Source organism: Pseudomonas sp. AD21 (genome assembly GCF_002878485.1).
Lineage (GTDB): Bacteria > Pseudomonadota > Gammaproteobacteria > Pseudomonadales > Pseudomonadaceae > Aquipseudomonas.
The window spans coordinates 1-13,228 of record NZ_NQYG01000026.1 but is presented as its reverse complement, the minus strand read 5'-3'; the positions used below and the strand labels follow the sequence as shown (position 1 = coordinate 13,228).

The following is a 13,228-nucleotide window of genomic DNA, read 5'->3' as shown; positions in this document are numbered from 1 at the left end:
AAACACATCCGTCGCGAATCCGGGAACCGCCCGACGAGAATAAATCGGGCTACGCTGACGAGAACTGACCGGTCACGGTTTGCGCTGTTGAAATTGCTGCGCATTTGGCACAGATTGGTAACAAACAACTACAACAAAGACTTCGCCTGTCGTCTTGCCGGTCTTTTTAATCCGGCCTGACAGACTTCTCCTCAAAGCCTGTGGGAAAGTGGCGAACGTTAAAGACCAAGGGGTCGCTGTTTGAAAAAGCGTCTGTTCATCACGGGCCTCAGTGGATTCGTGGGACAACATCTCCAGTCACGTCTGGCTCAGCCTGACTCGACGTGGGAGCTGCTGCCTGCCACCGCACCCTACGATCTCACGGCAGCACCAAGCTTCGTCGACCTGTGGCCGCAATTGCCCGACGCGGTGATTCATCTGGCCGGCCAGACCTTCGTTCCCGAAGCGTTCCGCGATCCGGCCCGCACTCTCGAAATCAATCTGATGGGTACCCTCAACCTGCTGCAGGCCCTCAAGGCACGCGGATTTCAGGGGACCTTCCTGTATGTCAGCTCCGGCGACGTCTATGGTCAGGTCGACGAAAGCGCCCTGCCCATCACCGAACAGCAAGCGCCCTGCCCGCGCAATCCGTACGCGGTGAGCAAACTGTCGGCTGAATTTCTCAGCCTGCAATGGGGCCTGAGCGAAAGCTGGCCGGTGCTGGTGGCGCGACCGTTCAACCACATCGGCAGCGGGCAGAAAGACAACTTTGTCATTGCCAGTGCTGCGCGCCAGATCAACCGCATCAAACAAGGCCTGCAGGCTCCGCAACTGGAGGTCGGCGACATTGACGTCACGCGGGACTTCCTCGATGTCGGCGATGTGATCTCGGCGTACTTCGCATTGCTGGAGAAAGGCACGCCGGGGCGGGTCTACAACATCTGCTCGGGCCGTGAGCAAAGCATCCGTAGTTTGATCGAGCAGATGGGTGACCTCGCCGAGGTCGACCTGCAACTGGTCCAGGATCCGGCGCGCATGCGCCGCGCGGATCAGCGTCGCGTTTGCGGCAGTCACGCAAGGCTGGCCCAGACCACGGGATGGACGCCTGAAATCACAACACAACAATCCCTGCGGGCGATCCTGTCCGACTGGGAGCAGCGAGTACGACAAGAATGAAAAGTGCACTGATCACAGGGATCACCGGCCAGGACGGCGCTTATCTGGCCCGACTGCTGCTCGACAAGGGCTACAAGGTTCACGGTCTGGTCGCCCGGCGCAGCAGCGATTCGCGCTGGCGTCTGCGCGAGATGGGCGTCGAAGGCGACATCGTCTACCTGGACGGTGACATGGCCGATGCCTGCTCGGTGCAGCGCGCGGTGATCAAGTCAGCGCCGGACGAGGTCTACAACCTGGCCGCGCAAAGCTTTGTCGCCGCGTCCTGGAATCAACCAGTGACCACCGGTATCGTCGATGGCCTGGGCGTGACCCACCTGCTCGAAGCGATCCGCCAGTTCAGCCCGCACACCCGTTTCTATCAGGCGTCCACCAGCGAAATGTTCGGCCTGATCCAGGCTGAACAGCAAGACGAGAACACCCCGTTCTATCCACGCAGCCCCTACGGCGTGGCCAAACTCTATGGCCACTGGATCACCGTCAACTACCGCGAAAGCTTCGACCTGCACGCCAGCAGCGGCATCCTCTTCAACCACGAATCACCGCTGCGCGGCATCGAATTCGTCACCCGCAAGGTCACCGACGCCGCCGCCCGCATCAAACAGGGCAAGCAGCAGGAACTGGCCCTGGGCAACATCGACGCGAAACGCGACTGGGGCTTTGCCGGTGATTACGTCGAAGCCATGTGGCTGATGCTGCAACAGGACAAACCTGACGATTTCGTGGTCGCCACCGGTGTCACCACTACCGTGCGCGAGATGTGCCGTATCGCCTTCGATCACGTCGGCCTGAACTACCGCGACTACGTGAAGATCGACCCGGCGTTCTTCCGCCCGGCCGAAGTCGAAGTGCTGCTCGGCAATCCGGCGAAGGCGCAGCGCGTACTGGGCTGGAAACCGAAAACCGACCTCGACACCCTGATCCGCATGATGATGGATGCGGACATGAAACGCGTCGCCAAGGAGTAGGTCATGCTGATCCCCGTGATTCTGTCCGGCGGTGCCGGCACTCGTTTGTGGCCAGTGTCCCGCGAGGGCCATCCCAAGCCGTTCATGAGCCTGCCCGACGGCCAGTCGCTGCTCGGCAAGACCTATCAGCGTGCCGCCGCATTGCTGGACGGCTGGGGCGACATCGTCACGGTGACCAACCGCGAGTACTACTTCCAGAGCAAGGATCACTATTGCGCGGCCCACGTGTCGCGCCATCGCGGGCACTTCCTGCTGGAGCCGACCGGGCGCAACACCGCCCCGGCGATCGCTGCTGCCGCGCTGTCGCTGCAGGCGTTGCACGGTGACGAGGCAATCATGGTGGTAATGCCCGCCGACCATTTGATCGTCAATCAGGACGCACTCAAGAGCGCCGTTGAACACGCCGTCAATCTGGCGAAGGACGGTTACCTGGTGACCTTCGGCGTGGTGCCGAGCGCCCCGGAAACCGGCTTCGGCTACATCGAAACCGGTGCCCCGCTGGACGCCAGAGGCGCGGCGAAAGTACAGCGTTTCGTCGAGAAGCCCGATCTGCAAACCGCTACGCATTATCTGGAAAGCGGCAATTTCCTGTGGAATTCAGGCATGTTCTGCTTCACCACCGCCACGGTGATTGCCGAGTTGCAATTGCACGCGCCTGAACTGCTGGAGCAAACCCGCGCCTGCATGGCCGCCAGCGCCCCGATCGAAACTGTCGGTTGCCTGCAACAGGAACTGTCGCCGGCACTGTTCGCTGAAATCACCGATATCTCGATCGATTACGCGTTGATGGAACGCTCGGAAAAAGTCGTGGTGGTGCCCGCCGGTTTCGACTGGAGCGACATCGGTTCGTGGGGCGCCGTGGCGGCGCTGGTCCCGGCCGATGCCGACAACAATCGCGCCAGCGGCGAAGCGATCTTCATCGACAGCCACAACAACTTCGTGCAGAGCGAAGGCCGGCTGGTGGCCACAGTGGGTGTGGATAACCTGATCATCGTCGACACCGCCGACGCGGTGCTGGTGGCCCACGCCGACCGCGCCCAGGATGTGCGGCGCGTCGCCAGACAGCTCAAGGACACATCCCACGAAGCCTATCGCCTGCACCGTACGGTCAGCCGCCCATGGGGCACCTACACCGTGCTCGAGGAAGGCCCGCGCTTCAAGATCAAGCGCATCGTGGTCAAGCCCGGCGGCAAGCTGTCGCTGCAAATGCACCATCACCGCAACGAACACTGGGTGGTGGTCGAAGGCATGGCCAAGGTCACCAACAACGGTACCGGTACCCATCTGGTGGCCAAGAACGAATCGACGTTCATTGCCGCCGGCCACCGGCATCGCCTGGAAAACCCCGGCGTGATCGATCTGGTGATCATCGAGGTGCAAAGCGGTGAATACCTGGGCGAAGACGATATCGTGCGCTTTGAAGACCAATACGGCAGGACGGTTTGATGCTGCTTTCCCTGTACCGCTCGCTGCGCAGCTACCGCGGATTCATCCTCGGCAGCGTCAAGCGGGAGTTTCAGGCGCGTTATCGCAATTCGCTGTTCGGCGCGCTGTGGACCGTGCTCAATCCGTTGTCGATGATCGTCGTGTACACGGTGATCTTTTCCCAGATCATGCGCGCACGCCTGCCGGGTGTGGATGATGGCCTGGCCTACAGCGTTTACCTGTGCGCGGGCCTGCTGACCTGGGGGCTGTTTGCGGAAATCACCTCGCGCAGCCAGAGCATGTTTCTGGAAAACGCCAACCTGCTGAAGAAAATCAGCTTCCCGCGCATCTGCCTGCCGGTGATTGCGCTGCTCAACGCCGGGATCAACTTCGCGATCATCCTGGCGCTGTTCTTCGGTTTTCTGCTGATCAGCGGACGCCTGCCCGGCATGGCCTTGCTGGCACTGATTCCGCTGCTGATCGTGCAGGTGATCTTCGCCGCCGGGCTGGGGATGATCCTCGGCATCCTCAACGTGTTCTTCCGCGATGTCGGGCAGATGTTCGGCATCTGCCTGCAGTTCTGGTTCTGGCTGACGCCGATCGTTTACCCGCTGTCGATCCTGCCGCCGGGTATCCAGCACCTGATCAGCCTCAACCCGATGACGCCGCTGATGACCAGCTACCAGAACGTGTTCCTCTACAACCAGTGGCCGAACTGGCCGTCGCTGATGCCACTGCTGATCATCGGCCTGCTGTTCTGCGCCATGGCCCTGCGTCTGTTCCGGCAACGCGTCGGCGAAATGGTGGATGAACTCTGATGGGACATATACGCGTCAGCGGCCTGGGCAAGGCCTACAAGCAATACCCCAATCGCTGGAGCCGGTTGTTCGAGTGGCTGGTGCCGTTTTCGGGCACCCGGAACCACTTGCACTGGGTCCTGCAGGACATCGATTTCGAGATTCAGCCCGGCGAAGCCGTCGGCATCGTCGGGGTCAACGGCGCGGGTAAAAGCACGCTGCTGAAGATGATCACCGGCACCACGCAACCGAGTTGCGGGCAGATACAACTGCAAGGTCGCGTTGCCGCCCTGCTGGAACTGGGCATGGGTTTTCACCCGGACTTCACCGGCCGCCAGAACGCCTTCATGGCCGGTCAGTTGCTGGGCATGCAGGTCGAAGAGATCGAAGCGCTGATGCCGCAAATCGAGAGCTTTGCCGAAATCGGCGAAGCCATCGACCACCCGGTGCGCACCTATTCCAGCGGCATGCAGATGCGCCTGGCCTTCAGTGTTGCCACCGCCCGGCGCCCGGACATCCTGATCGTCGATGAAGCGCTGTCAGTGGGCGATGCCTACTTCCAGCACAAAAGCTTCGAGCGCATCCGCAACTTCCGCAAGGCCGGCACCACCCTGCTGATCGTGTCCCATGACCGTTCGGCGATTCAGTCGATCTGCGACACCGCGATCCTGCTGGAAAACGGCCGCCTGGCCATGCGCGGCAAACCCGAAGAAGTCATGGACTACTACAACGCCATGCTCGCCCAGCGCGAAGGCCAGATCGTGCGCCAGGAAATGCTCGCCAACGGCCAGGTGCAAACCATTTCCGGTACCGGTGAGGCGGGGATAGTCAGCGTGCGTTTGCTCGACGCTCAGGGTCGCAGTCTGGAAGTGGCGGAAGTCGGCCAGCCGGTGGTGCTGGAAGTGCAGGCCGAAGTCCGCGAGGACATCGAGCGCCTGGTGCTGGGCTTTCTGATCAAGGATCGCCTCGGCCAGGCGATCTACGGGATCAATACCCATCGTCAGGATCAGGCAATCAACGACCTGAGTGCCGGTGAACAAGTGACCTTCCGCTTCGCCTTCGACATGCGCCTGGGCAAGGGCAGCTATTCGGTGGCGCTGAGCCTGTCGCGGCTGGATTCGCACCTGGATCGCAATTTCGAATGGCGCGATTACGGCCTGGTCTTCCATGTCATCAACAATCGCCAGGAAGACTTCGTCGGCTGCTCGTGGCTGCAAGCCCGGACCGAGATCAGCCGCTCCAGTGAACGCACAGAGCAATTGCCTGACAAGGAGATCTCGCGATGACACGACTGTTGGTGGAGTGCACATACGTCTTCGAACACCCGTCCGCCAACTCGGGGATTCAACGGGTGGTGCGCAACGTCATTCAACAGTTGCCCGACGCCGACGCCGAGCGCGAATGCATCCCCGTGGTGATGCTCGACGGCGCCCTGTATCAGGTGAAAAGCCTGGCCCCGATCAAAACCCCAAAAATCAATCTGACCAGCCTGCGGGTGAAGCTGGAACAGTGGGCCAACAACTTCTGGTTGCGCCATCGCGCGCTCGAACGCCGCCGCCCGTTCAGCCAGTCGCATTTCGCCCGGCGGGTGCTGTACGTGCTCTGTCGGCTGACGGCGTTCGCCTGTTTCAGCCTGCCGATGCGCGTGCTCGGGCGCCTGCTCAAGGGCAAACCCGTGCCCGAGCGCTGCGTGCCGTTGCAACACCGGGCCGGCGATCAACTGGTGCTGCTCGACTCGTCCTGGCACGCCAACTTTTTCCCCTTGGCCGAACAGCTCAAACGCGATGGCGTGGGCATCGTTTCGGTGATCTACGATCTGATCCCGCTGACCCATCCGCAGTTTTGCGACGCGGGCCTGGTCAAGGTGTTCAACGACTGGTTCGACTGGATCGCACGCACGGCGGACGGCTATGTCGCGATCTCGACCACCATCCGCGATCAGGTGCGCCAGGAGATGGTGCGCCGGATCGGCACGCAACAGGTCCAGCAACGCTGGTTCGACTATTTCCACCTCGGTTCCGAGTTGGACCTGAGCGATGCCGCCTCGGAAATCGATCGCAACCTTCTGCACATGTTCAAGAGCCCGGAGCCGGTGTTCCTGATGGTCAGCACCATCGAGCCGCGCAAGAACCACGCCTATCTGCTCGATGCCTTCGAACGGGCCTGGGCTGCTGGCTCCAAGGCACGGTTGTGCATCGCCGGGAAAATCGGCTGGAAGTGCGAGGCACTCATCGAGCGGATCCGCCAGCACCCGCAACTGAACCGCCGCTTGTTCATGTTCAACACGCTCTCGGACAAAAGCCTCGAGCACGCCTACTCCCACGCCACGGCGCTGGTGTTCCCGTCGCATGTCGAAGGCTTCGGCCTGCCGCTGGTGGAAGCCATGCAACGCGGGCTGCCGGCGATGGCCAGCGACATCCCGGTGTTCCGCGAAATCGGCGGCGATTACATGGCGTACTTCGCTCTGGACAACCCGCAGAGCCTCACTAATCTGGTGATCGGACTGGAACAGTCCGGGGTGTTTCCGGCGACCATGAACCTGGATCAATGGCGCTGGCTGAGCTGGCGCGAAGCCAGCGCGCAATTGGTCCAGCGCATCGAGCGCAACCTGAACCGCTCACTGCCCGCGCCCGAGAGTCAGCATGCGCATTGCTCTTAACGCGCGGATTCTTCAGGCGCCACGCACCGGCATCGGCCATTACGTCGCCGAACTGGTGCGCGCCTTGCGCAGCAGCACCGATGTCGAGGTGGCGCTGTTTCACGGCTGGGGCTGGAGCTCGGCCCTGCCGGAGGCAGCCATGCCCGGTTACTCACGGCTGACGCCGCTGCTGCGGCAGATCCCCGGCGCCTATCAGGCACGGCGCTGGCTGGAACAGAAACGCTTCGATCAGGGCCGCACGCAAGACCTCGACCTGTATCACGAACCGAGCCTGTGGCCGCTGGCCTTCAATGGCCCGACCGTGATCACCCTGCACGATCTGACACATCTGCATTTCCCCGACACCCAACCGGCGGCGCGCCTCAAGGAAATCGAACGGCGCCTGACCGCTGGCGTGCAACAGGCGCAGCGGATTCTGACCGACTCGCAAGCGATTGCCGACGAGGCCCAGGCCTATTTCGGCCTGCCCGCCGAGCGTTTTGTGGTGGCGCCACTGGGTGTGGCCGAGCGTTTTCACCCACGGGAACCGCACACCATCGAGACCGTGCTCAAGGCGCACGCCGTGGCCCCGCGCGAGTATTTCCTGTGCGTCGGCACCCTGGAGCCGCGCAAGAACCTGAGCCTGGCCCTGCGGGCCCATGCCTTGCTGCCAGAGGCCGTGCGCCAGCGCTTTCCACTGCTGATCGTCGGCATGGCCGGCTGGCAACAGACGCAGTTCAGTGACGAACTGCGTCAGGCCTTGGCGTCAGGGCACGTGTGCCTGCTCGGCTATCTGCCCGATGAACAGGTGGCGCAGCTGCTGGCCGGCGCCCGCGCACTGGTGTTTCCGTCGCTGTACGAAGGCTTCGGCCTGCCAGTACTGGAAGCCATGGCCAGCGGCACTCCGGTGATCCTCACCGGCTCTTCAGCCATGCCGGAAGTCGCCGGCCCGGCGGGCAACTACATTGAACCTGACGATGCACACGGCTTGCGCGATGCGCTCAATCGCCTGATCGACGATCAAGCGCACTGGCAGGCCTGCCGAGAAGCCGGATTGCACCGGACGCGGCTTTTTTCCTGGGAACGTTGCGCACAGGCCACGGCCGGTGCCTACCGCCAGGCCATGGGAGGCTGAATGCGAGTTCTTCATTTTTTCAAAACCTACCTGCCTGACTCGGTCGGCGGTATCGAGCAGGTGATCTTCCAACTGTGCGAGAGCGGCGCGCATCACGGCATCGACGGCCAGGTCCTGACCCTCAGCGCCGACCCGACGCCACCCGTGGTGCAACTGGGCCAGCACGAAGTGCACCGCGCCAGACTCGACATTCAGTTCGCCTCCACCGGGTTCTCCTGGAGTGTGTTCAAACAGTTTCGCGAGCTGGCCGCCGAAGCCGATGTGGTCAACTACCACTTCCCCTGGCCGTTCATGGACCTGGTGCATTTCGCCAGCGGCATGAATAAACCGAGCGTGGTCACCTACCACTCGGACATCATTCGCCAGAAGCATCTGCTCAAACTCTACCGGCCGCTGATGAACCGCTTCCTCGCCAGCGCCGACCGAATTGTCGCGGCCTCGCCGAACTACCTGCACACCAGCGACGTGTTGCAGCAGTTCCAGGACAAGACCCGGGTGATTCCATACGGCTTGAACAAGGCCGGTTATCCACAGGCCGACAGTGAACGCATGAACCGCTGGCGCCAGCAGCTTGGGGATAAGTTTTTTCTGTTCGTCGGGGTCATGCGTTACTACAAGGGCCTGCACATCCTGCTCGACGCCTTGAAGGACGTGGACTACCCGGTGGTGATCGTCGGCGCCGGCCCGCTGGAGCTGGAACTGCACGCCCAGGCCGCTGCGCTGGGCCTGCGCAATATCCACTTCCTCGGGCGCCTGGGCGATGAAGACAAGGTCGCCCTGCTGCAACTGAGCTACGCCATTGTGTTCCCTTCGCACCTGCGTTCCGAAGCATTCGGCATCTCGCTGCTCGAAGGCGCGATGTACGGCAAGCCGATGATCTCCAGCGAAATCGGCACCGGCACCAGTTACATCAATATCCACAACGAAACCGGGCTGGTGGTTCCACCGAGCAATCCATTGGCGTTTCGCGAGGCGATGCGCACCCTGTGGGACAACCCGGAGCGTGCGGCGGCCATGGGGGTGAAGGCCGAGGTGCGTTACCGGCAGTTGTTCACCGCCGATGAAATGGGCCGCAAGTGGACCGAGTTGTATCAGGAACTGCTGGAAGAGAAAGACCTGTCCTACGCCTGATGATTGACCGGTGAATGCCCCTGTTGGAGCGAGCCTGCTCGCGAAAGCGTCCTTTCAGATATCAATGGCGACTGACAGATTGCATTCGCGAGCAGGCTCGCTCCAACAGGGGTATTGGGTGAAAGGAAGATCGGGTTACAAATCCAGCACCAGCAGTTGTTCGCTCTGCGCCGGCACCGCACAGCAAATCAGCACCTGCCCCTCTTCCGGCATATCGGCCGGAGCCTGTGGATAATTCACCGCGCCACTGATCAGACGTGTCTTGCAGGTGCCGCACGAACCACCCCGGCAACTGAACTCGGGTCGCAGCCCACGGCTTTCCGCCAGCTCCAGCAGACTGCCGCCGTCCGGCTGCCAGCGCGCCTCTTTGGCAGAACGTTCGAACATCACCGGTACTGGCGTAATGGCGGCCGGTGGCTGCTCGATGACAACCGCATCCGGGTCCGGCTGGCGCTTGAGTGTCGAGGGACCGAAGGTTTCGGCATGGATCCGCGCATCGCGAATGTCCAGGTCGCGCAGGCTGTCGTACAGGCCTTGGGTGAAACCGCCGGGGCCACAGACGACAAAATCGATCTGGTCATAATCCTCGACCTCCAGCAGATCGCGCAGCAGGGCCCCATCGATGCGCCCGTGCCGGTCGAAATCCTCACCCTCTTGCACATCGGCTTCGGGCTGGCTGAGCAAGCGCATCACCCGTACCGCATCACCCGCGTTTTCCAGCAGACGATCAAGTTCCTGGCGAAACGGCTGATCGGCGAGGCTGCGCGAACTTTGCAGCAACCATGTCGGCCGAATCCGCCGGGTGCGCAGGCCTTGATACACCACCTCGCGCAGCATCGACAGCAACGGCGTGATCCCGACACCCGCCGCCAGCAGCACCAGCGGCCGTTGTTCCAGCGGCGCAACCGTGAAATGCCCCTGTGGCGCCCGTGCCTCCAGCACATCGCCGACGCGGATCTGCTGATGCAAATGCGTTGAAACCAGGCCCTCGCGCTTCACGCTGATGCGCAAGAAATCATCCGATGGCGCACTCGACAGGCTGTACGTGCGGATATGTGTTTCACCGCCCAGATTGAAACGCAGCGGTAGATGCTGTCCGGCCTGAAACACCGGCATGCCCGCGCCATCGTCCGGTTGCAGATAGATCGAGCGAATATGCTGGCTCTCCCGCTCGATGCGGGTCACCAGCAATGGCCGCCAGCTGTCGCCCAGAGCCCTGGCCTGCAGACGTGCATCGGTCTGGGCCCAGGTGCCGGTCAGCAGGCTGGTCGGCGACATGCCGTCGAAGCGCCAGCGCAAGGCCAGTGCCGCCGGACGCCGCACCAGTTTCTCTACCTCGAACGTCCACAAGCGCTCGGCACCTTGAAACGCTTCGATCTGTGGCCCGTCAAGGATGATGTCGGTACGCCCGCTCAGTTGCAGCACATCGCCTGTGGAAAAGTCGATGAACAGCAGACCCGCACGCGGGTTAAGCAGCAGGTTGCCGAGGGTATTGAAGTGCAGGTTGCCGGCAAAATCGGGGATGGTCAGGCGATTGCCCTCGACCCGGACGAAACCGGCCTGCCCGCCACGATGGGAAACGTCCACCGCGCGTTGCCCGTCGACGTCGACGTAGCTGGCGACAAAGAAGGTGTCAGCGCTTTCGATCATGGCCCTGGCCGCGTCATCGAGACTGTCGCGATGCTGCGCTGGCCGTGTCTGCGGATCGGTCAGCGGCACGCGCTGGAACTGGCGCAGTTGAATGTACTGCGGACAGTTGCCGAACGACTGATCCACCATCACCGTAAAACCGCCGGCGTCGAGACCGCCCACATGGCCGTTGAGGCGGTTGCGCCGCCGGGTGTGCAGCTCGATGCCCAGTAAACCGATGGCCGCGCCGTCGTGTAACTGCGCCGGATCATCGCCCGCAGGCAGACTGGACAATTGCAGGCGCTGCGGATCGGGCGAACCGGCGAACCCCGGTGCCCCTTCGAGCACGCTGGCCCATGGACGCCCCTCGGCATCGACCGCGCCGTACAGCATGAACGGCAATTGCGCATAAAACGCGCGGTGCTGATCCGGCATCCAGTCGCGAATCACCTTGCGACCAAAAGCTTCCATACGCTCGGCAACGCCGACATGGGCTTGCAATTGCTGCTCGCCAGCGTGCCACGGTGAACGTTCCATCACGCCTCTCCCCGCGCCGCTGGCGCAATAGGGTGGTCCGGTCAAACCAGGCCGAGCCTTCAGGCAGTCTTTTGCAGACCGGCGACGGTACGCGGCATGCCGACAAAACCGCGCAAGGCTTCGACCCGCGCCAGCCAGGCACGGACGTTGGCGTAGTCGTCCAGCGACACGTTGCCTTCCGGCGCATGGGCGATGTAGCTGTAGGCGGAAACGTCGGCGATGGTCGGCTCGCTGCCAGCCAGATACGAGGTCTTGCCCAGTTCCAGTTCCATCACCTTGAGCAGGTTGTGGGCACGGGTGATGAGTTCGTCAGCGTTCAGTTGCGCACCGAACACGGTGACCAGGCGTGCTGCGGCCGGCCCAAAGGCAATCGGCCCCGCTGCCACCGACAACCAGCGTTGCACCCGCGCAGCGCCCAGCGGATCGGTCGGCAGCCAGCGGCCATTGCCATACTTGAGCGCCAGATACACCAGAATCGCATTGGAGTCAGCCAACACCACACCGCCATCATCGATCGCCGGCACCTGACCAAAACTGTTGATCGCCAGAAACGGCGCTTGCTTGTGTTCGCCCTTGGCCAGATCGACCAGAATCAGTTCGGTCGGCAGTTGCAGCAGGGACAACATCAGCTCCACCCGATGGGCGTGGCCGGAACGCGGGAAGTTGTAGAGTTTGATCGCTTGCATGGTCGACTCCGCTGGAGGTGGCGCCGCTTCGGGATGGCAGCACCGTTGGACGCCATCTTCCACTCATCCTCAAAGCAACAGAATTACCAGCAATCGCAATCGATTATTTCACTGGATGAAATAACGCGGCGTTCTGCAACGCTGGGTGCTCGCGCAGCACCTTCACCGCATAGTCGACAAAACTGCGCACCCGAGCCGGCGCCTTGCGCCCGCCCTGATACACCACGTGGATCGGCAGCGGCGGCAGTTCGAAGTCGGCGAGGACAATTTCCAGTTCGCCCGAGGCCACCTTGCCGGCCACCTGATAAGACAGCACCCGGGTCAGTCCCAACCCCAGGCAGGCCGCCGCAATCGCCGCCTGATTGGCGGTAACCACCAGCCTCGGTTCGGGCCGCACACCGATGGCCTCACCCTCATCGAGAAACGGCCAACTGCGCAACTGGCCGATGGATGAGGTCGCCACCACCGGCGCACTGGCCAGGGCCTGCGGATGGGTCGGCCGACCGTGAGTGGCGAAATACCCCGGCGCACCGCAGATTACCCGCCGCACTTCGCCGACGCGGATCGCGTGCTGATTGCTGTCCGGCAACTCACCGATGCGCACCGCGACATCGATGCCCTCCTCGACCATGCTCACCACCCGATCGACCAGCAACGCATTGATCGAAACGTCCGGGTATTGCGTCAGATAACTCGCCATCACTGGCGTGACAAACAGCTCGCCGAACAGCACCGGCGCAGTCACCGTCAATTGCCCACGAGGCTGAGTGTGGCTGCCTGCGGCGGAGTCTTCCGCTTCCTGCACCTCGGCGAGAATTCTCCGACAGTCTTCCAGGTAACGCTGGCCGGCCTCGCTCAGGTGCACGCAGCGCGTGGTACGGATCAGCAATTGTGTACCAATGCGCTGCTCCAGCGCCGCCACCGCGCGGGTGACGCTGGCGGCCGACAACCCCAGACGCCGCGCCGCAACGGCAAAGCCCTGCTCTTGAGCGACGACAGCGAAGACCTGCATTTCCTGGAAGCGATCCATGGTGTCCCCGAAGTGGATAAAAACTCGCGGCAATGGCTAATGCCGATCAGTTAAGCGAACTCAATGCTCAAAGCAACGAAGATCAATGGTGGGAGCGGGC

General features: G+C 62.4%; 11 protein-coding genes. 8 read left to right on the top strand and 3 right to left on the bottom strand.

What is annotated here, in order from left to right; translation table 11 throughout:
• The first annotated feature begins 240 nt into the window (after window positions 1-240).
• From PseAD21_RS16665 to PseAD21_RS16630, 8 genes are read left to right on the top strand one after another with little or no spacing between them, the layout of a single operon-like run.
• Window positions 241-1,155, top strand: coding sequence for a GDP-mannose 4,6-dehydratase (locus PseAD21_RS16665; RefSeq protein ID WP_102356623.1), 915 nt, complete (start codon window positions 241-243; stop codon window positions 1,153-1,155).
• Window positions 1,152-2,120, top strand: a complete 969-nt coding sequence (gene gmd / locus PseAD21_RS16660; RefSeq protein ID WP_007960806.1) for a GDP-mannose 4,6-dehydratase — start codon at window positions 1,152-1,154, stop codon at window positions 2,118-2,120. Before PseAD21_RS16665 ends, gmd begins: the two co-directional genes overlap by 4 nt.
• Before the next feature lie 3 nt (window positions 2,121-2,123).
• Complete coding sequence (locus PseAD21_RS16655) at window positions 2,124-3,566, top strand: mannose-1-phosphate guanylyltransferase/mannose-6-phosphate isomerase (protein WP_102356622.1); 1,443 nt, start codon at window positions 2,124-2,126, stop codon at window positions 3,564-3,566.
• Entirely contained in the window at window positions 3,566-4,363 is a 798-nt protein-coding gene (locus PseAD21_RS16650) for an ABC transporter permease (RefSeq protein WP_102356621.1), read from the top strand. Before PseAD21_RS16655 ends, PseAD21_RS16650 begins: the two co-directional genes overlap by 1 nt.
• On the top strand, window positions 4,363-5,628 hold the full coding sequence (locus tag PseAD21_RS16645) for an ABC transporter ATP-binding protein (RefSeq protein ID WP_102356620.1): 1,266 nt from the start codon (window positions 4,363-4,365) through the stop codon (window positions 5,626-5,628). The genes PseAD21_RS16650 and PseAD21_RS16645 overlap by 1 nt, the downstream gene beginning before the upstream one ends.
• On the top strand, window positions 5,625-7,001 hold the full coding sequence (locus PseAD21_RS16640; RefSeq protein ID WP_102356619.1) for a glycosyltransferase family 1 protein: 1,377 nt from the start codon (window positions 5,625-5,627) through the stop codon (window positions 6,999-7,001). Before PseAD21_RS16645 ends, PseAD21_RS16640 begins: the two co-directional genes overlap by 4 nt.
• Complete coding sequence (locus PseAD21_RS16635; RefSeq protein ID WP_102356618.1) at window positions 6,985-8,115, top strand: glycosyltransferase family 1 protein; 1,131 nt, start codon at window positions 6,985-6,987, stop codon at window positions 8,113-8,115. Before PseAD21_RS16640 ends, PseAD21_RS16635 begins: the two co-directional genes overlap by 17 nt.
• Complete coding sequence (locus tag PseAD21_RS16630) at window positions 8,116-9,246, top strand: glycosyltransferase family 4 protein (protein ID WP_102356617.1); 1,131 nt, start codon at window positions 8,116-8,118, stop codon at window positions 9,244-9,246.
• Between the two features lie 135 nt (window positions 9,247-9,381).
• Here the strand turns inward: PseAD21_RS16630 and PseAD21_RS16625 are convergent, their stop codons facing one another.
• From PseAD21_RS16625 to PseAD21_RS16615, 3 genes are all read right to left on the bottom strand, one after another.
• Window positions 9,382-11,412: a pyridoxamine 5'-phosphate oxidase family protein gene (locus PseAD21_RS16625; protein WP_102356616.1), complete on the bottom strand. Its 2,031-nt coding sequence runs from the start codon at window positions 11,410-11,412 to the stop codon at window positions 9,382-9,384.
• Between the two features lie 59 nt (window positions 11,413-11,471).
• A complete protein-coding gene (locus PseAD21_RS16620; protein ID WP_102356615.1) occupies window positions 11,472-12,098 on the bottom strand; it encodes a glutathione S-transferase family protein in 627 nt (208 codons plus the stop codon).
• Between the two features lie 103 nt (window positions 12,099-12,201).
• Complete coding sequence (locus tag PseAD21_RS16615) at window positions 12,202-13,128, bottom strand: LysR substrate-binding domain-containing protein (protein WP_102356614.1); 927 nt, start codon at window positions 13,126-13,128, stop codon at window positions 12,202-12,204.
• Between the last annotated feature and the right edge of the window lie 100 nt (window positions 13,129-13,228).